Origin of the sequence: Leifsonia sp. NPDC056665 (genome assembly GCF_042791795.1) — a bacterium.
GTDB lineage: Bacteria > Actinomycetota > Actinomycetes > Actinomycetales > Microbacteriaceae > Leifsonia.
This window is the reverse complement of the sequence record NZ_JBHTXK010000021.1, coordinates 21,363-38,956: the sequence shown is the minus strand read 5'-3', so window position 1 is coordinate 38,956 and position 17,594 is coordinate 21,363. Positions and strand designations below refer to the sequence as shown.

The following is a 17,594-nucleotide window of genomic DNA, read 5'->3' as shown; positions in this document are numbered from 1 at the left end:
GTGTCCTGTCACTTGGATGCGCGGTCAGCGCTTGGGGCGGGGGCGCTTGCCGGTGGAGCGCTTGGCGGCGGCGGCGCGCTTGGCGTGCTTGGCGGCGCGCGCGGACTGGGTGGCGGCGATCTTCGCGGACTTGGCCGCCTTGGCGTCCCTGGCGGAGCGCTCGGCCTCCGTCGCGGCCACCTCGGGGTTGCGTGAGCTGTGCGCGGAGCGGCCGCGTACGATCCCGATGAACTCGTCCACGAGCGGATGCTGGCCGTCGCGCGGCCAGGCGAGACCGACCTGCGAGACCGGGCCGTCCTCCAGCCGCATCGCGGTGACGTCCTTGCGGCGCAGAGCCTTCGCGACCGAGGCGGGCAGCAGGGCGATGCCGTCGCCCGCCGCCACGCTGCGCATGAACGCCTCCGACGGCTCGCCCGTGACCAGGGGCTCGCCGTCGAGGTCGGCCAGGTGCAGCTTCTCCTCCAGCGTCAGCAGGTGCTCGTGGTGCATCACGACCACGACGTCCTCGGTGTAGAGCGGGATGAGGTGCCGGTCGTCGTCGGCCGGGGCGTCGCGCGCGAACACCATGTCGGCCTCGCCCGACGCGAGCGCGGCCAGCGGGTCGGTGGACGGCCGCACCACCAGCTCCACATCGGGCTGCCGCTCGGCGAACACGCGCGTCCACTTGCCGATCGTGACTCCGAGCGGGAAGGCGAGGGCGAAGCGGGAGGCCATGCACGCCAGGCTACCGTCCGGCCGCGCGGCCCGCGGACGATACCCTTGACGGTATGAAGCCCCAGACCATGAAGGCGGCCACCGCGGCCAAGAAGCTCGGTATCCTGCTGTCGGCGGCTCCGGAGGAGTTCCAGGACCGCGAGATCAGCCGCACCGAGCTCGACGAGCTGACCGCGAACCCGCCCGCCTGGCTGGTCGCCCTCCGCGCCGACGGCCCGCACCCGCGCGACGTCGTCGCCCACAAGCTCGGCGTGAGCAACTCGGGGCTGGCGCGTGCCGGCGTCACTGAGCCTCTCACCACGGCCGAGATCAAGACGCTGCTCGAGGAGAAGCCGGAGTGGCTGGTCGCTGAGCGCGCCACGCAGGCGCAGGTGCACGCCGAGAACGCGCGCGTGAAGCAGCGCAACGCCGAGCGTACGGCGCGCTCCAACCGCGACTGAACCCCGCGACCGACCGCTAGGGCCGGTCCGGCGTCCCCGCCGAGCCGGCCTTCCTGGCCGCCCGCGCCAGCACCTCCGGCCCGGTAACGAAGGCCCGGCGCCAGGGCGCGACGCCGTCGATCTCCACTTGCAGCGAGAAGCTCAGGATGGTGCGGATGAGCACGATGATGCCGAGCACCAGCGCGTCGGTGAGCGTCGGGTTGGACGTGACGGTCTTGATCAGGTCGGCAGCGACCAGCAGCTCCAGACCCAGCAGGATGACGCCGCCGAAGGCCTCGCGCAGCGTGCGGAAGGCGTCCGTGCCGCTGCGCGTGCGCACCCAGACCGCGAGCGCGATCACGAGCGCCACGACGAAGCCGATCGCCAGGGCGGCGACGCCCGCGAACTCGAAGGCGACCCCGACCGCCGCGAAGACCGCGTGGGTGTCCATGCGCACATGGTGCCACATGGGCGCCCTGACGGAGAGAGCCTTGTGGCCCGGCGTCACTGTGGCCCGGCGTCAGTGTGGCCCGGCGTCAGGCCACGTGGACGGCCGGCCTCCGCTTGACGTCCTTCTCCGCCTCGCGCAGCACCTCACGGGTCACCGGGGCGACCTCGCCCACGCCGGTGATGAGGTAGCGGAACATGTTCGAGATCGGGTTGCCTTCGGTCCACTCGAAATAGACGGTCGGCACCACCCCGGTGATGTCGCGCATCTCCAGCAGGATGGCCGCGATGGTGTTCGGCACGTTGCCGCTCTTCACCCGCAGCACGCGGTAGCCGTACTTGACGACGCCGTGCACGACCAGGTCCTCCTCGAAGTCGGAGGAGTCGGACTTCATGACCTCCAGGAAGATGGTCCGCGAGCGCTGCGGGATGTGGCTGAAGCGGCGCTCGTCCTTGTTCTTCTCCTCGTACTCCTTCGTGGTGTCGACGTCGGGCTCGTGCGAGATGATGCGGATCTCGCCCTCCTCGGCGTCCTCCAGGATGAAGTCGAGCGCCGACACGTCGAAGGTGACGCTCGTCGCCCGCACCTGGAACGACCGCCCGACGCGCGACACGATCGACACGATCAGGATGCCGATGATGAACAGCGTCGCGATGCGGAGGCCGTCCGGGCGCTCGATGATGTTGTCGATGGTCGTGTAGACGAAGATCGCGGTGATGATCGCGAACACGACCGTGCGCTTCGGCTGCTTCTTGCGCCAGGCGGACAGGCTCACGGCGAGCGACGCGGAGGTGATCAGCACGAGCACGCCGGTGGCGTACGCGCCGCCCTGGGCGTCGACGTTCGCGTCGAAGACCACCGTGATCAGGAAGGCGATCGCGGTGAACACCAGCACGAGCGGCCGCACGGCGCGCGCCCACTGCGGCGCCATCCCGTAGCGGGGGAGGTAGCGAGGCACCAGGTTGAGCAGGCCGGCCATCGCGGAGGCGCCGGCGAACCACAGGATGAGGATGGTGCTGATGTCGTAGACCGTGCCGAAGCCGTTGCCCAGGTATTCGTGCGCCAGGTAGGCGAGCGCGCGGCCGTTGGCGGCGCCGCCGGCCTGGAACTCCCTCTGCGGGATGAGCAGCGTAGTCGTGAAGCTCGACGTGATGAGGAACACGCTCATGATGAGGGCGGCGGTGGTCAGCAGGCGCCCCGCGCCGCGGATGCGGCCGGCCGGGTAGTTCGGGTCGTCGTCCGGCTTGCCCTTGATCTGCGGCATGACGGCGACGCCGGTCTCGAAGCCGGAGAGGCCCAGTGCGAGCTTCGGGAAGACCAGCAGCGCGACGCCGACGATGAGCAGGGGGTTGCCGTGCGAGACGAAGAGGGCGTCCCACCAGTCGGTGATGGCGGTGGGGTGCTCGAACACCTGGACGATGGAGGTCGTCACGACCACGACGTTGAGCGCGAGGTAGACGGCGACGAGCACGACGGCGATGCCGATCGCCTCCCGGAAGCCCTTGAGGAAGACCGCGCCGAGCAGCGTGATGAGCACCAGCGTGATGATGACGTTGTTGCCGTGGAACCAGGCCGGCGCGAACGGGTTCTCGATCGCGTGCGCTGTCGCGTCGGCGGCGGAGAGCGTGATGGTGATCATGAAATCCGTCGCGGCGAACCCGAGCAGCACGAGGACGAACAGCTTGCCCGCCCACCAGGGCAGGAACCGCTCCAGCATCGCGATCGAGCCGGAGCCGCGGAAGCTCTCGCGCGCGACCCTGCGGTAGACGGGGAGGGCGCCGAGCAGGGTCAGCGCCACGAGCACGAGGGTCGCGAACGGGGAGACCAGCCCGGCCGCGAGGGCCGCGATGGCGGGCTGGTAGCCGAGGGTGGAGAAGTAGTCGAGGCCGGTGAGGCACATGACGCGCCACCACGAGTGCAGGTGCTCCGGGTTCTGGCCGTGCGGGCCCTGCTGGGTGCCGCGCTCGTCCACCATGCCGCGCAGCAGCCAGTGCTTGAACCGGCTGCCGCCCGCCGCCGACGTCAGCGGGTGCGTCTGCCCGGGGATCGGGATGGGTTCGCTCGGCCGGACCAGCCGCGGCGCGCTTCCGCCGAGCTCGGCCGGGGCGGGCGGTGAAGCGGGATCGTCCGTGGCGCCGGGGCCGGTGCCCTGCGCCTTGTCACCGGACGGGGTGGTGCTCGACATCGACTGCCCTTCGTTCGCGTTCGTGCTCACTGTACGTTCTGCACGCGCGCGCCCGGAAGACCTTCGGGAAGGTCCTCACCGGCCTCCCCGCGATGCCTGGAAAAGTATAGTCAGGCGGCGGGGCTCACCACGCGGACGATCTGTAATCCTTCAGGAACACCCCGTGCAGGTCCTCGCCGGACTCGCCGCGCACGACGGGGTCGTAGACCCGCGCGGCGCCGTCGACCAGGTCGAGCGGGGCGTGGAAGCCCTCCTCGGCGAGGCGGACCTTCGTGTAGTGCGGGCGCTCGTCGGTGATCCAGCCGGTGTCGACACTCGTCATCAGGATGTTGTCCGTCTCGAACAGCTCCAGCGAGCTCGTGCGGGTGAGCATGTTGAGCGCGGCCTTCGCCATGTTGGTGTGCGGGTGGCCTGCGCCCTTGTAGCGGCGGCCGAAGACGCCCTCCATCGCCGAGACGTTCACCACGTACGATCGGCCCGCGGCGGCGAGCGACGGACGGAGGCGGTCGATCAGGATGAACGGCGCCGTCGTGTTGCAGAGCTGCACCTCCAGCAGCTCGAGCGGGTCGATGCCGCCGACGGCCCTGGTCCAGGTGTTGACGCGCTGCACGTCGGGCACGAGGCCGCCCGCGTCGATCGCGGTGCCGTCGTGGTGGCGCTCCAGCGAGGAGGAGCCGGCGGCCATCGCGGCCGACGCGAGGTCGTTCGCGGTGAGGGCGGCAGCGCCCACCAGCTCGGCGACGGTGCCATGGACGTTCGCCGACGACAGCAGCGGGTGCGCGGCGACGGAGGCCTCCAGCGCCTGCGGGTGCGGGTCGGCGGTGTGGCCGAAGGTCTCCAGCTCGGGCAGCGGGCCGTCGGGCAGCGGGTGCGACTCCGCCTCGGCCAGCAGCGAGTACGAGCCGGGGGAGCGGCGCACGGTCTGCGCGGCGTTGTTGATGAGCACGTGCAGCGGGCCGCGGGCGGCGACGGAGTCGGCGAGGCCGATGACCTGGGCGGGGTCGCGGAGGTCGATGCCGACGACCCGGAGGCGGTGCAGCCAGTCCTTCGCGTCGGGGAGCTGGGAGAACCGGCGCACCGCGTCGCGCGGGAAGCGCGTGGTGATGGTGAGGTCGGCGCCGTCGCGCAGCAGGCGCAGGGCGATGTGCATGCCGATCTTGGCGCGGCCTCCGGTGAGCAGCGCGCGCTTGCCGGTCAGGTCGGTGCGGGCGGTGCGCTTGGCGTGGCTGAAGGCGGCGCAGGACGGGCAGAGCTGGTGGTAGAACCAGTCCACGTCCGTGTAGTGCTGCTTGCAGATATAGCAGGCCTGCGAGTTGATCAGCGTGCCGGCGGTCGCGGAGCCGGCGGTGGGGGAGGTCAGGTCGCGCCCGCGGGTCTCGTCGTCGATGCGGTCGGGCGCGCCGGTGGCGGTCGCCGCGATCACGGCGCGGTCGGCGAGGAGCTCGGCCTCCCGCAGCTCGCGCCGCCTGGCCTGCTTGACGGCCTTGAACATGTGCGCGGTCGCGCGGCGGACCGAGACGAAGTCGGGGTGCTCCTGGTCGAGCTCGTGGAGCTGCGCGAGGACGCGGAGGGTGGTCGCGAGGTCGTCGGGGTCGAGGCTCGCAGGTGATTCTGGCACCGGACGATTGTATGGGGAGCGGATGACCGCCCGCTGAGGGGCGCTACACCTCCAATTCGAGCCAGTCCAGGCCGCGCAGGTCGAGGCACAGCTTGCCGTCGCGCTCGGTCGCCATCGCGATCACGTCGTCGCAGACCCGGCAGCGCAGCACCATCCCGTGGTCGTCGGGCCAGAGGTGCGCCTTGGCGATCACCGTGACGTCCCCGCAGTGCGCGCACTTGCCGCGCGCCACGGTCACGTCGACCGCGAAGACCTCCGAGAGGAGTCCTGCCGCGGCGTTGCCGTCCAGGTAGTCCATGTCGCTCACGCGGCGCCTCCGATCCCGCCGTAGCGCTCGGTGCGGATGCGGTCCGCGTCGTGCCCGGCGTCGACCAGCCAGCCCGAGACGGCCTCGACGAACGGGGTGGACCCGCACAGGTAGAACCGCGGGGCGTCCGCGGCCGGCAGCACGAGCGCGCCGAGCCCCTCCGCGGTCAGCCGGCCCGCCGCGACCGGCCAGCCCGTCGGCGCTTCGCGCGTGTAGACGTAGTCGACGTGCAGCGGCGCGGAGGCCTCGCCGAGCGCCATCAGCTCGTCGCGGTAGTAGACCGACATCGGCGTGCGGGCGGAGTACAGCAGCCGGAACGGCGCGGCGCTCGCCGCGGCGGCGTGCGCGCGGGCCATCGACATCAGCGGCACGACCCCGGAGCCTCCCGCGATCAGCTGCACCGGCCCGTCGTCGCCCGCCCGCCAGACGAACCAGCCGCCGACCGGGCCGCGCACCTCCAACTGGTCGCCGACCGCGATGCCGTGCACGAGGTAGGGCGACACCTCGCCGTCCGGGAGCTCCTCCACGGTCAGCTCCAGCTCGTCCGCCGCCAGGCCGCCCGTGCCGGATGCCGACGCGATCGAGTACGACCGCACGGCCTGGTAGCCGTCCGGCGCGGTGAGCCGCACGTCCACGTGCTGACCCGCGAGGTGCCCGGCGAGCCCTGCGATGCGCAGCCGGATCGTGCGGGCCGTCGCGGTCTCCCCGTGCGCGGCCACGACCTCCGCCACCCGCCACGCGGTGCTCACCAGTAGCGCTCTTCCTTCCAGGGGTCCCCGTACAGGTTGTAGCCGTTCTGCTCCCAGAAGCCGGGCTGGTCCTGCGGCAGCATCTCCAGCCCGCTGACCCACTTGGCGCTCTTCCAGAAGTACAGGTGCGGCACCAGCAGCCGGGCGGGGCCGCCGTGCTCCGGCGGCAGGTCGGCGCCGTCGAACGTGTGCGCCACCCAGGCCTTGCCGTCGAGGAGGTCCTTCAGCGGAACGTTCGTCGTGTAGCCGCCGTAGGAGTGCGCCATCGTGTACTCGTAGTCGGTGTCGACGTTCTCGAACAGCGTGTCGAGCGCGACGCCGCGCCACGAGGTCCCGAGCTTCGACCAGCTCGTCACGCAGTGGATGTCGGTGCCGACGTCGGCCTGCGGGAGGGCCAGGAACTCGTCCCAACTCCAGCGGTGCACGACGCCCTTCTCGGTCGTGATCGTGAACGCCCAGTCCTCCTTCGCCACGCGCGGGGTGGGCCCGGCGGACAGGACGGGGAAGCCCTCCGTGACGTACTGCCCCGGTGGGAGGCGCGGGTCCTCGGTTCTGCGCCGGCCGAGGAAGCCGGACGAGATGATTCCCATGCGCGGAGCATATTCCCGTCGCCGTGCGCCGGTCTATGGCCGGTCGGTCTAGGGTGAGGACATGGTCGCGGTGAATCTCGGACTCCCGCGCAGCGCGTCGCTGCGGGATGAGCCGAGTGCTGCCGCGCCCGGCCTCGACGGCCGCCCGGATGTTCCCGGCCTCGTGGACCGGTTCGGCCGCATCGCCCGCGATCTGCGCGTCTCGGTGACCGAGAAGTGCTCGCTGCGCTGCACCTACTGCATGCCGGCGGAGGGCCTGCCCGCCATCCCGCGCGAGGACCTGCTGACCCCGGCCGAGATCGCCCGGCTGGTGCGGATCGGCGTGCGCGACCTCGGCATCCGCGAGGTGCGCTTCACCGGAGGCGAGCCGCTGATGCGCGCCGACCTCGCGGAGATCATCGGGCTCTCGGCCGCCGCCGCCCCCGGCATCGACCTCAGCATCACGACCAACGGCATCGGCCTGGACCACCGCGTGCGCGAGCTCGTCGCCGCGGGCCTGACGCGGGTGAACATCTCGCTGGACACCGTCGACCGCGAGCACTTCGCCGCGCTCACCCGCCGCGACCGGCTGCCTGCCGTGTTCGCCGGGATCGCCGCCGCGCACGCCGCCGGGCTGACGCCGCTCAAGCTGAACGCCGTGATGATGCGCCAGACCCTCGCCGGCGCCCCCGACCTCCTCGCCTGGGCGCTGGAGCACGGCTGCCGGCTGCGCTTCATCGAGCAGATGCCGCTCGACGCCGACCACACCTGGCTGCGCGACAACATGGTGTCCGCCGAGGAGCTGCTCGCCGTCCTCCGCACCCGGTTCGACCTGGTGGAGTCCGGCCGTCCGGACGACCCGTCGTCCCCCGCCGAGGAGTGGCTGGTCGACGGCGGCCCCGCCACGGTCGGCATCATCGCCTCGGTGACCCGCTCGTTCTGCTCGGCGTGCGACCGCACCAGGATCACCGCCGAGGGCACGGTGCGCTCGTGCCTGTTCGGCGACGACGAGACCGACCTGCGCCCTCTGCTGCGCGGCGGCGCGGACGACGCCGAGCTGGCCCGCTGGTGGCGCGGCGCGATGTGGGGCAAGCAGTCCGGGCACGGGATGGACGCAGCGGGCTTCGTCCCGCCGGTGCGGAGCATGGGGGCGATCGGTGGCTGAGCGCGCCATCCTCGTCCGCTACTTCGCGGCCGCCGAGGAGGCCGCCGGACGCGAGGAGGAGCGGGTCTCCCTCGATGCGCCCACCGTCGGCGCCCTGCGCGTGCTGCTGGACGCGCGCTATGGCGAGGCCATGCGGCTGGTGCTGCGCAACGGGTCCTTCCTGGTCGACGGCGTCGTGTCGCGCGACCCGGACGCGCCGATCGGCGAGCGCGTCGACGTGCTGCCCCCGTTCGCCGGCGGCTGACATTCAGCACGAATGTGGCGAATGGCGGCGGCAAACGCGACATTCGTGCCGAATCTTCGGCACGCGCTCCGCTAGGCTGCGGCGAGGGGGACACCATGAGCGTGCAACTGCGGGACCTGGAAGCCGTTCGGCGTCGGCAGGGGAGGTTCGCGGCCCTCGTGATCGCGGCTGTGCTCACCGCGATCGGGACGTGGCTGACGCTGCCGTTCGGCGTCGTGCTGCTGACGCGCGGGGCGGTGTTCGGGCTGGCGCTGGTCGTCGCCGGGGTCGTGCTGCTGGCGGCGTGCATCGTCGCGATCGTCGGAGCCGCGCGGGCGCGGGTGGCGCCGCAGAGCCTCCCGGGGAAGCCGAACCCGGCGTTCGACGAGCCGCGGCCGTCGGCGAACCCCGACGGCGGCTACTCCACCGCGGGGATGAAGCTCGGCTCCTAAGCGGGGGAGATCCGCACCTCGGCGGGCGGCACGGTCAGGGTCACGCGTGCGCCTGCGGTGAGCCGGAGCTCCGCGACCACTGCAGCAGGGACCAGCGCGGTGAGGCGGTCCGTCCGGACCCGCACTAGGTCGTCGCGCGGCTCCAGGGCCGTGACGGTCGCGGCGATGCCGGCCGTGCCCTCCATCGGAGCGCCGACCCGCACGGCGACCGTCGACGGCCGCACCACTGCGGTCACCGGCCGGCCCTCCGCGATCGGCGTCGTCGGCGTGCCGTCGAGGGCCAGGCCGTCGTCGGTCACCAGGCCCGTCGCCGTGCGCCGTCCGGTGAGGAGGCTGAGCCCGGTCAGCTCGGCGGTGAACGGGTGCCGCGGCTGCGTCAGCACGTCGCGCGCCGTGCCTTCCTCGACCACCCGGCCGCCGCCGAGCACCGCCACGCGGTCCGCGAGCAGGTAGGCGTCGAGCGCGTCATGCGTCACGACGACCGCGGTGTGGTCGGCGAGCACCTCGGCCAGCACCCCGCGCAGCTCGCCCGCCACGCTCACGTCGAGGGAGGCGAGCGGCTCGTCCAGGAGGATCAGGTCGGGCTCGGCGGCCAGGGCCCGCGCGATGGCGACGCGCTGCGCCTGCCCGCCGGAGAGCTCGTCGGGCCGGCGATCGGCCAGCGCGCGGACGCCCGTGCGCTCCAGCCACTCCTCGGCCTTCGCGCGCGCCTCCGGCCGGGACCCCCCCGCCGACCGCGACGCGAACTCGACGTTCCGGCGCACGGTCAGGTGCGGGAAGAGCAACGCGTCCTGGGCGAGCAGCGCGATGCCGCGGCGGTGCGGAGGCAGCCAGGCGGTGGGGAGGTCGAACAGCGTCTCGTCCGCGAGCGTCGCGCGCCCCATGTCCGGCCGGATCAGGCCCGCCAGCACCCCGAGCACCGTGGACTTGCCCGCGCCGTTCGGCCCGAGCAGCGCCAGCGTCTCGCCCGTGCCGAGCCGCAGCTCCACGTCGACGTCGCGCTCGGCGACCGTCGCCGCGAAGTCGAGGCTCACGATGCCGCCTCGCGCACCGGACGCGGCCTCCGGCGCAGCGGCTCGCCCGCACCGTGCGCCACCGCGACGACGGCGATGGCGACCGCGATCAGCACCAGCGACAGCGCGACGGCGGTGTCGGGGTCGGTCTCGCGCTGCAGGTAGATCTCCAGCGGCAGCGTGCGCGTCGTCCCCTGCAGGCTCCCGGCGAAGGTCAGTGTCGCCCCGAACTCGCCGAGGGCGCGCGCGAACGACAGGATCGAGCCGGAGACGATCGCGGGGAACACGAGCGGCAGCGTCACGCGGAACAGCACGCTCGACGGCCGCGCGCCGAGCGTGGCCGCGACGGCCTCGTAGCGCTGGCCGGTGGTCCGCAGCGCGCCCTCCAGGCTCAGCACCAGGAACGGCAGAGCCACGAACGTCTGCGCGATCACCACCGCCGGCGTCGAGAACGCGATCGGGATGGCCCCGTCCAGCAGCCCGCGCCTGCCGTACAGCGCGAGCAGGGCCAGGCCCCCGACGACGGGCGGCAGCACGAGCGGCAGCAGCACGATCGCGCGCACCAGGGCGCGCCCGCGGAACGGCACCCGCGCCAGCACGATCGCCATCGGGACGCCGAGCACCAGGCACCCGATCGTGGCCGCGACCGAGGTGCGCAGGCTGAGGAGCAGCGCGTCGATGGAGGAGGGCGAGGTGATCAGCGCGACGAACTGCGTCCAGTCCACGCGCGTGATCATCGCGACGATCGGGAGCAGGACGAACAGCGCGCCGACGGCGGCGACGACGAGCACCCAGCCGGGGATGCCCGTGCCAGTCCGCGCGCTCGTGGGCGCGCGCCGCGTCACGGCTTCCCGAAGCCGGCGGCCTCGAGCACCTTCCTGCCCTCCGGGCCGGTCACGTATGCGATGAAGGCCGAGCCCCCGGTGAAGTTCTGCCCCTGCTTGACCGCGGCGATCGGGTAGGTGTTGACCACGTCCTTCGCCTCGGGGAACGGCACGGAGTCGACGCTCTTGCCCGCGCCCTTCACGTCCGTCACGTAGACGATGCCGGCGTCGGCCTCCCCGGACGACACCTTGCCGAGCACGTCGGTCACCGACGACTCCTGGCTGACCGGCTTGAGCGTGACGCCCGTGTTGGCCTCCACCTTCGCCGTCGCCGCGCCGCACGGCACCTGCGGGGCGCACACGACCACCTTCAGGCCGGGCTTCGCGAGGTCGGCCCACCCCGTTACGTGAGCCGGGTTGCCTGGGGGCACGGCGATCGCGAGCACGTTCGTCGCGAAGTCGACGGGGGCGCCGGAGACGACGCCGCCGGAGACGGCCTTGTCCATGTTCTTCTGGTCGGCCGAGGCGAACACGTCGGCCGGGGCGCCCGCGGTGAGCTGGGTGACCAGGTCGGACGAGCCGCCGAAGCTGAAACTGACGGTGCTGCCCGGGTTGGCCTTCTCGAAGTCCTTGCCGAGTTCGGTGAACGTCTTGGTGAGGGAGGCCGCGGCGAAGACGGTGACGGTGCCGGTGATGGCGTGCTTCGTCGGCGTCTGGGTCGGCGTCTGCGACCCCGGGTCCGCCGAGCATCCTGCGACGGCGAGCAGCACCGCCACGAGCGCGGCCCCGACGATCCCGGCGCGCCTGCCCGCGATGCTCTGCACTCGAGTGTTCTTCACTCGAGTGTTCTTCACCCGATTGGTCTTCACCCGATTGGTCTTCACCCGATTGGTCTTCACCCGATTGGTCCTCATTCCGGCGATCCCGCCGTCTCCACGATCACGTTGGTGGCCTTGACGACCGCGACGGCGACCGAGCCCAGCTCCAGCCCGAGCTCGCGCACGGCCTCGCTGCTGATCAGCGACACGACGCGGTGCGGGCCGCACTGCAGCTCGACCTGCGCCATCACCTTGTCCATGACGATGTCCGTTACGATCCCGACGAAGCGGTTGCGCGCCGACCGGCCGACCCCGGACGGGTCGGGAGGGAGCACCGCGTTCTGCTTGGCGAGCTGCGCCAGCTCGAGGCCGTCGACGACCGTGCGGCCGCCCTCGTCCTTGGCGCTGGCGAGCACCCCGGCGTCGATCCAGCGACGCACGGTGTCGTCGCTCACTCCGAGGAAGCTCGCGGCGTCCCTTATCCGTATCTGCGGCACGAACGCCACTCTAGACCGGCAGGAGCGTGGAAATCGACTCCGGGTGGAGGCTGTGCCTCAGAGTCCGACCCACTCCGACGCGCCGTCGCCGAAGTGCTGGCGCTTCCAGATGGGCACCTCGGCCTTGATCCGCTCCACGAGCTCGGCGCACGCGGCGAATGCCTCCGCGCGGTGCGGGGCCGCGACCGAGGCGATGAGCGCGAGGTCGCCGATGGTCAGCGACCCCACCCTGTGAACGGCGGCGACGCGCAGCCCGGTGCGCTCGGCGACCTCCTCGCAGCAGCGCCGGAGGAACTCGGCGGCCTCGGGATGCGCACGGTAGTCGAGCGAGACGACCGACCGGCCGCCGTCGTGGTCGCGCACGATGCCCTGGAACGACACGACGGCGCCGGCCTCGCGGCGCCAGACGAACGCGTCCAGCGTGGTCGGATCGAGCGGCCGGTCGGAGACGTCGGCGAAGACGGTGCTCATCGGCGCGCTCCGTCGTGGCCGCGGTCGGTGTCGCCGCCGAGCTGATCGAGGAGGTGCGCCAGGACGTCGTCCAGGACGGCGAGCCCGTCCGCGACGCCTCCGCGGGACCCGGGGAGGTTCACGACCAGCGTGCGGCCGGCGACGCCCGCCCGGCCGCGGCTCAGGGCGGCGAGTGGGGTGGAGGTCGCGCCCTTTGCCCGCAGCGCGTCGGCGAGCCCTGGCAGCTCCCGGTCGAGGACGGCGGCGGTGGCCTCCGGGGTGCGGTCGCCGGGGGCGACCCCGGTGCCGCCCGTGGTGAGCACGACGGCGGGGCGTTCGGCGACGGCGGCCGTCAGCGCGGGCGCGATGTCGGCGTCCGCCACGACGCGCACCTCGGCGTGGAGGCCGTGGCTGTCGAGCCAGGACGCGATGACCGGGCCGGTGGTGTCGTCGGCCGTGCCCGCGGCGGCGCGGGTGGAGGCGACGATCACGACGGCGGCGGTGGAGCGTGCGGGCGCCGAGGGGGCAGTGCGTTCCTGCGATGAGGCGGTGGGGCTCTCTTCACCGTCCCTGCGCCATTCGCCGCGCTTGCCGCCGCTCTTGGCCACCAGCCGCACGTCCGTCAGACTCGCCGCCGGGTCCACGGCCTTCACCATGTCGTGCAGCGTCAGGCCCGCAACGGCCACCGCGGTCAGCGCCTCCATCTCCACGCCGGTGCGTCCGTGCGTGCGTGCGACCGCCTCGATCGCGATCGACCCCGCCGCCTCGTCGAGCGCGAAGTCGACGCGCAGCGAGTTGAGCGGAAGGGGGTGGCAGAGCGGGATGAGGTCGCTCGTGCGCTTGCCTCCCGCGATCCCGGCGATGCGCGCGGTCGCGAGCACGTCGGCCTTCGGCAGGTCGTCCGCCGCGACCAGGCGCACCACCTCGGGCGTGGTCACCAGCCGGCCGCGGGCGGTGGCCTCCCGGTCGGTCTCCGGTTTCGCGCCGACGTCGACCATGCGGGCGCGACCGTCGGCGTCCAGGTGGGTGAGCTCGCTCATAGGGTCCAGACTGTCACGTCCGCGCCCGACTCGACCGCCTCCGCCTCCGCGGGCAGGTCGATCAGCACGTCCGCGGTGGCCATCGCCGCGACGAGGTGGGAGCTGGGACCGGAGACCGGGGCGACGCCGTCCTCGCCGACCCGTCCGCGCAGGAACTGGCGCTTGCCCGGCACCGACCGCACCGACTCGGCCAGCCTCACGCGGCGCACAGGCAACGCAGGCAGGCCTGCCGCGTCGCGCAGCGGGCCGCGCAGGAACACCGCGAACGACACCTGCGTGCTCACCGGGTTGCCGGGGAAGCACAGCACGGGCACGCCGTCGACTACCGCCGTCGCCTGCGGGCCGCCCGGCTGCATCGCCACGGTGGTGACCTCCGCGCCCCGCGGCAGCAGCACCTCCCGCACCACCTCGTACGCGCCCTTCGAGATGCCGCCGGAGGTGACGACCAGGTCGGAGGCGGCGACCGCGGCGTCGAACACGCGCGCGAAGGCCTCCGGGTCGTCGCTGCTGCTCGCCCGTAGCGACACGACGGCGCCGGACTCCTCGACCAGCGCGGCGAGGGCCACACCGTTCGCGTCGAAGACCTGGCCGAAGCGCACGCCCCGACCGGGCGCCGCGAGTTCCGAGCCGGTGGTCAGGACGGCGACGCGCAGTCGCGCCCGCACCGCCACCGAGCTGACGCCCGCGGCCGCGAGCGCCGCCAGGTGCCGCGCGGCCAGCCGGGTGCCGGCCGTGACGAGCACGTCGCCGCGCTCCAGGTCGCTGCCGCGCTCGCGCACGTACTCGCCTCGCTTGCGGGAGCGCCGGATCTCGACCACGGCGCCGAACAGGTCGTCGTCCCTTCCGAGGACGAGCTCGGTGTCCTCCACCGGCACGATCGCGTCAGCGCCGCTGGGCACGGGCGCTCCGGTCATGATCCGGATGGCGGTGCCAGGGGTCAGCGACACCGGCACCTCGTGGCCGGCCGGGACGTCCCCGGTGACCTCGAGCGCGACCGGCACGTGGGCGACGTCGGCGGCGCGCACCGCGTAGCCGTCCATCTGCGAGTTGCGGAACAGCGGGAGGTCGACGTCCGATCGGACGTCCGCCGCGGCGACGCGCCCGGCGGCGTGGGCGAGCAGGACGGTCTCCACGTCCGGCTGCGCGGAGAGCGGCTCCAGGAGGCGGTTGACGTGATCGACGTGCTCCTCGACGCTGCGCGGTGGGGTCATGGGTTCAGTATCCCGCGCGGGGTGCGGCCAGGCGAGGGCACAGCCAGGCGAGGCCCTCAGTAGCGCGGCAGCGACGGGTCGACCTGGCGCGACCAGGCGTCCAGGCCGCCCTCCAGCACCACGCCGGGGGCGCCCGCCGCGGCCAGCAGCCTCCGCGCGGTCTCCGCCCGGACGCCGAGGTGGCAGATGATCACGAGCGGGTCGTCGCCCAGCCGTTCGGCCACGCCCGCCGAGTCCCGCACCACGACGTCGAGGGGCACCAGCAGGGAGCCGGGCAGCTCGGCGATGTCGGCCTCCCACGGCTCGCGCACGTCGAGGAGGATGTGCGGCTGTCCCGCGGCCAGCCGCGCGGCCAGGTCGGCGGGGGAGATGCTGGTGGCCGCCGCCGTCGCAGCCTCGCTCGGCTCATCCTCCACCGGGGCCACCCCGCAGAACAGCTCGTAGTCGATCAGCTCCGTCACCGGCTCCGCCGCAGGGTCGGCGGCGTACGGCAGCTCGCGGAACGTCCCGCGCAGGCCGTCGTGCACCACGACCCGCCCGAGCAGGAGGTCGCCCTCCCCGGTCACGACCTTGGTCGCCTCGCTCGCCATCAGCGACCCGATGACGCCGCACACGCTGGGGAGCACGCCCGCCTCCGCGCAGCTCGGCACGCTGCCGGGCTCGGGAGGCACGGGGAACAGGTCGCGATAGTGCGGGCCGAAAGCCGCCCAGCTCAGCCCGACCTGCCCGCCGAACCGGTGCACCGCACCCCACACCACCGGCAGGCCCGCCAGCAGCGCCGCGTCGTCCACGAGGTACCTGGTCGGGAAGTTGTCGCTGCCGTCGAGCACGAGATCGAAGCCGTCGAGGATGCCCGGCGCGTTCGCCGACGTGAGCCGCTCGGCGAAGACCCGCACGTAGATGCCCGCGTCGATGGCGCGGATCGCGTCGGCCGCCGACGCGGTCTTCGGCCTGCCGAGGTCGCGCTCGCGGTGGATGGTCTGGCGCGGGAGGTTGCTGAGCTCCACGCTGTCGTCGTCGACGATCCCGATCGTCCCGAACCCGGCCCCCGCCAGCAGCGGCAGCACGGCGGAGCCGAGGCCCCCGGCGCCGACCACCAGCACGCGCGCGGCGCGGAGGCGGCGCTGGGCGACCTCCCCGAAGCCCGGGAGCTGGACGGTCCTGGCGTAGCGCGCGCGCTGCTCCGAGGGCAGCGCGGGGCCGGGTGCGACGAGCGGCGCCGGACGGTCGGGGGAGGTCATGGCGCTAGCCAACCACGGTCACGCCGATGCTGTGCAATCCGGTCGCGCCGTCCGGGATCACGTCCTGCACCTTCGAGGTCTGCACGGTGCCGTGCGCGTCGGTGGCGCGCACCTTGATCGTGTGCGAGCCGGGCGTCGCGTCCCACGCGTACTTCCACTGCCGCCAGGTGTCCGCCGAGATGGCGTCGGCGAGCGTGGCCTGCTGCCAGGCGCCGCCGTCGATCTGCACGTGCACGGCGCTCACGCCGACGTGCTGCGACCAGGCGACGCCCGCGACCGCGACCGTGCCCGCCTTCACCTGGTGCCCGTCCGCCGGCACGTCGATGCGCGACTCCAGCTTGACCGGGCCGCGCTCCGACCAGCCGCGGTCGGTCCAGTACGAGGTCGCCTTGTCGAAGCGCGTGACGTTCAGCTCGACCACCCACTTGGTCGCGGACACGTAGCCGTACAGCCCCGGGACGACCATCCGCACCGGGTAGCCGTGCTCCAGCGGGAGCGGCTGCCCGTTCATCCCGACCGCCAGGATGGCGTTGCGGCCGTCGGTCAGCGCCTCCAGCGGCGTCCCTGCCGTCCAGCCGTCCTGGCTGCGGGAGAGCACCATGTCGGCGTCGGCGGACGGCCCCGCCCGGGCGAGCAGGTGCCGGATGGGATAGCCGAGCCATTTCGCGTTGCTGATCAGGTTGCCGCCGACCTCGTTGGAGACGCAGGTGAGGGTGGTGACGGACTCCTCCAGCGGCAGGGCGAGCAGTTGGGCGAACGTCAGCTCGACCTCCTTCTCCACCATCCCGGTGATCCGGAGCCGCCAGGCCGACGGGTCGATGCCGGGGATCTGCAGCGCGGTGTCGATGCGGTAGAAGTCGGCGTTCGGGGTGATGATCGGCGCGAGGCCCGCGATGTCGAACGACGCGGCGGCCGGCACGGGCGGGGCGGTGACGGCGGGCTTCGGGAGGTGGAAGGCGGCCCGCGCAGCGCTGGCGGCGCGGTAACCGGTGGCGATGGCCTGACCCACGATCGTCGCCACGATCCCGGCGGCCGCGGTCGCAGTGGTCGCCGTGACGAAGTGCCGCCGGGTGACCTCGCCCTCCGGGGCGATCCGGGTCGGCCGGGTGCCGCGCAGCAGGTCGGCCAGCCAGCCCAGGATCAGGATGGCGACCAGCGCCGCGAGCGCGGACGGCACGACGTTGACGATCGAGGATCCCGCCCGCGTGACAGCGGCGAACACGCCGAGCGCCCCGCCGATCCCGATCAGGATGCGGCCGAACGGAGGCCGCCGCAGCTCCACCCAGCCCGCCAGCGCGCCACCGATGAGGAGCACCACGGCGAGGGAGGAGATGAGGAACGCTTTGTCGCCGGTCCCGAACACGCCGATCACGGCGTTCTTCACCCAGGCGGGGGTGAGATCGATGACGAGAGCGCCGACGACGAGGATCGGGCTGCCGTCCTGCACGAAGAACGCGCTCAGCAGCTCGGCGGCGCCGACCCCGGCCACGATGCTCGCGACACCGACGGCGGCGGAGGGCCAGAACGGGGCGCGGGGCTTCGCGGACGGCGACGGGCCAGCACTCCCCGAACCCTCGGCCCCCGACCCCTCCGGCCGGGCCGGCCCCGCAGACACAGGCGATCCCATACCCGAAGAATAAGCGCGCGATCC

The 17,594-nt window shown here is 73.0% G+C and carries 20 protein-coding genes; 4 read left to right on the top strand and 16 right to left on the bottom strand.

What is annotated here, in order from left to right:
* Positions 1 to 24 precede the first annotated feature (24 nt).
* A complete protein-coding gene (locus ACFQ9V_RS16880; RefSeq protein WP_382460271.1) occupies positions 25 to 714 on the bottom strand; it encodes a LysR family substrate-binding domain-containing protein in 690 nt (229 codons plus the stop codon).
* Between the two features lie 53 nt (positions 715 to 767).
* Between ACFQ9V_RS16880 and ACFQ9V_RS16875 the strand changes: the two genes are divergently transcribed.
* Positions 768 to 1,154: a DUF5997 family protein gene (locus ACFQ9V_RS16875; RefSeq protein WP_382460270.1), complete on the top strand. Its 387-nt coding sequence runs from the start codon at positions 768 to 770 to the stop codon at positions 1,152 to 1,154.
* Between the two features lie 16 nt (positions 1,155 to 1,170).
* On the opposite strand, the gene ACFQ9V_RS16870 is transcribed toward ACFQ9V_RS16875, so the two are convergent.
* The 6 genes from ACFQ9V_RS16870 to ACFQ9V_RS16845 all read right to left on the bottom strand — a co-directional run bounded on the left by ACFQ9V_RS16870 (position 1,171) and on the right by ACFQ9V_RS16845 (position 7,030).
* Positions 1,171 to 1,584 (bottom strand): DUF1622 domain-containing protein, encoded by a 414-nt coding sequence (locus ACFQ9V_RS16870; RefSeq protein WP_382460269.1) that lies wholly within the window; start codon positions 1,582 to 1,584, stop codon positions 1,171 to 1,173.
* A gap of 85 nt (positions 1,585 to 1,669) precedes the next feature.
* Positions 1,670 to 3,655: an amino acid transporter gene (locus tag ACFQ9V_RS16865; RefSeq protein ID WP_382460295.1), complete on the bottom strand. Its 1,986-nt coding sequence runs from the start codon at positions 3,653 to 3,655 to the stop codon at positions 1,670 to 1,672.
* A gap of 235 nt (positions 3,656 to 3,890) precedes the next feature.
* Complete coding sequence (locus ACFQ9V_RS16860; RefSeq protein WP_382460268.1) at positions 3,891 to 5,384, bottom strand: SDR family NAD(P)-dependent oxidoreductase; 1,494 nt, start codon at positions 5,382 to 5,384, stop codon at positions 3,891 to 3,893.
* Between the two features lie 43 nt (positions 5,385 to 5,427).
* On the bottom strand, positions 5,428 to 5,682 hold the full coding sequence (locus tag ACFQ9V_RS16855; RefSeq protein WP_382460294.1) for a DUF6510 family protein: 255 nt from the start codon (positions 5,680 to 5,682) through the stop codon (positions 5,428 to 5,430).
* Positions 5,683 to 5,687: 5 nt separating this feature from the next.
* Positions 5,688 to 6,440, bottom strand: a complete 753-nt coding sequence (locus tag ACFQ9V_RS16850) for a ferredoxin reductase (RefSeq protein ID WP_382460267.1) — start codon at positions 6,438 to 6,440, stop codon at positions 5,688 to 5,690.
* A complete protein-coding gene (locus ACFQ9V_RS16845; protein WP_370056947.1) occupies positions 6,437 to 7,030 on the bottom strand; it encodes a sulfite oxidase-like oxidoreductase in 594 nt (197 codons plus the stop codon). The genes ACFQ9V_RS16850 and ACFQ9V_RS16845 overlap by 4 nt, the downstream gene beginning before the upstream one ends.
* A 61-nt stretch (positions 7,031 to 7,091) precedes the next feature.
* Between ACFQ9V_RS16845 and moaA the strand changes: the two genes are divergently transcribed.
* The 3 genes from moaA to ACFQ9V_RS16830 all read left to right on the top strand — a co-directional run bounded on the left by moaA (position 7,092) and on the right by ACFQ9V_RS16830 (position 8,849).
* On the top strand, positions 7,092 to 8,174 hold the full coding sequence (moaA, locus tag ACFQ9V_RS16840) for a GTP 3',8-cyclase MoaA (protein ID WP_382460266.1): 1,083 nt from the start codon (positions 7,092 to 7,094) through the stop codon (positions 8,172 to 8,174).
* Complete coding sequence (locus ACFQ9V_RS16835) at positions 8,167 to 8,418, top strand: MoaD/ThiS family protein (RefSeq protein WP_382460265.1); 252 nt, start codon at positions 8,167 to 8,169, stop codon at positions 8,416 to 8,418. Before moaA ends, ACFQ9V_RS16835 begins: the two co-directional genes overlap by 8 nt.
* 95 nt (positions 8,419 to 8,513) lie before the next feature.
* Positions 8,514 to 8,849: a hypothetical protein gene (locus ACFQ9V_RS16830; RefSeq protein ID WP_382460264.1), complete on the top strand. Its 336-nt coding sequence runs from the start codon at positions 8,514 to 8,516 to the stop codon at positions 8,847 to 8,849.
* Here ACFQ9V_RS16830 and ACFQ9V_RS16825 read toward each other — a convergent pair.
* From ACFQ9V_RS16825 to ACFQ9V_RS16785, 9 genes are all read right to left on the bottom strand, one after another.
* The gene (locus ACFQ9V_RS16825) at positions 8,846 to 9,883 is read right to left on the bottom strand and encodes a sulfate/molybdate ABC transporter ATP-binding protein (RefSeq protein WP_382460263.1); all 1,038 of its coding nucleotides are present in this window, start codon (positions 9,881 to 9,883) and stop codon (positions 8,846 to 8,848) included. The genes ACFQ9V_RS16830 and ACFQ9V_RS16825 overlap by 4 nt on opposite strands.
* The gene (locus tag ACFQ9V_RS16820) at positions 9,880 to 10,707 is read right to left on the bottom strand and encodes an ABC transporter permease (protein WP_382460262.1); all 828 of its coding nucleotides are present in this window, start codon (positions 10,705 to 10,707) and stop codon (positions 9,880 to 9,882) included. The genes ACFQ9V_RS16825 and ACFQ9V_RS16820 overlap by 4 nt, the downstream gene beginning before the upstream one ends.
* Entirely contained in the window at positions 10,704 to 11,525 is an 822-nt protein-coding gene (gene modA / locus ACFQ9V_RS16815) for a molybdate ABC transporter substrate-binding protein (RefSeq protein WP_382460261.1), read from the bottom strand. The genes ACFQ9V_RS16820 and modA overlap by 4 nt, the downstream gene beginning before the upstream one ends.
* Before the next feature lie 71 nt (positions 11,526 to 11,596).
* Entirely contained in the window at positions 11,597 to 12,001 is a 405-nt protein-coding gene (locus ACFQ9V_RS16810; RefSeq protein WP_382460260.1) for a molybdopterin-binding protein, read from the bottom strand.
* A 57-nt stretch (positions 12,002 to 12,058) separates the two neighbouring features.
* The gene (locus ACFQ9V_RS16805; RefSeq protein ID WP_382460259.1) at positions 12,059 to 12,472 is read right to left on the bottom strand and encodes a molybdenum cofactor biosynthesis protein MoaE; all 414 of its coding nucleotides are present in this window, start codon (positions 12,470 to 12,472) and stop codon (positions 12,059 to 12,061) included.
* Complete coding sequence (gene moaCB, locus ACFQ9V_RS16800) at positions 12,469 to 13,491, bottom strand: bifunctional molybdenum cofactor biosynthesis protein MoaC/MoaB (protein ID WP_382460258.1); 1,023 nt, start codon at positions 13,489 to 13,491, stop codon at positions 12,469 to 12,471. Before moaCB ends, ACFQ9V_RS16805 begins: the two co-directional genes overlap by 4 nt.
* On the bottom strand, positions 13,488 to 14,702 hold the full coding sequence (gene glp / locus ACFQ9V_RS16795) for a gephyrin-like molybdotransferase Glp (protein ID WP_382460257.1): 1,215 nt from the start codon (positions 14,700 to 14,702) through the stop codon (positions 13,488 to 13,490). The genes moaCB and glp overlap by 4 nt, the downstream gene beginning before the upstream one ends.
* A gap of 56 nt (positions 14,703 to 14,758) precedes the next feature.
* Complete coding sequence (locus ACFQ9V_RS16790; RefSeq protein WP_382460256.1) at positions 14,759 to 15,943, bottom strand: ThiF family adenylyltransferase; 1,185 nt, start codon at positions 15,941 to 15,943, stop codon at positions 14,759 to 14,761.
* A gap of 4 nt (positions 15,944 to 15,947) precedes the next feature.
* Positions 15,948 to 17,570 (bottom strand): molybdopterin-dependent oxidoreductase, encoded by a 1,623-nt coding sequence (locus ACFQ9V_RS16785; RefSeq protein WP_382460255.1) that lies wholly within the window; start codon positions 17,568 to 17,570, stop codon positions 15,948 to 15,950.
* Positions 17,571 to 17,594: the final 24 nt, after the last annotated feature.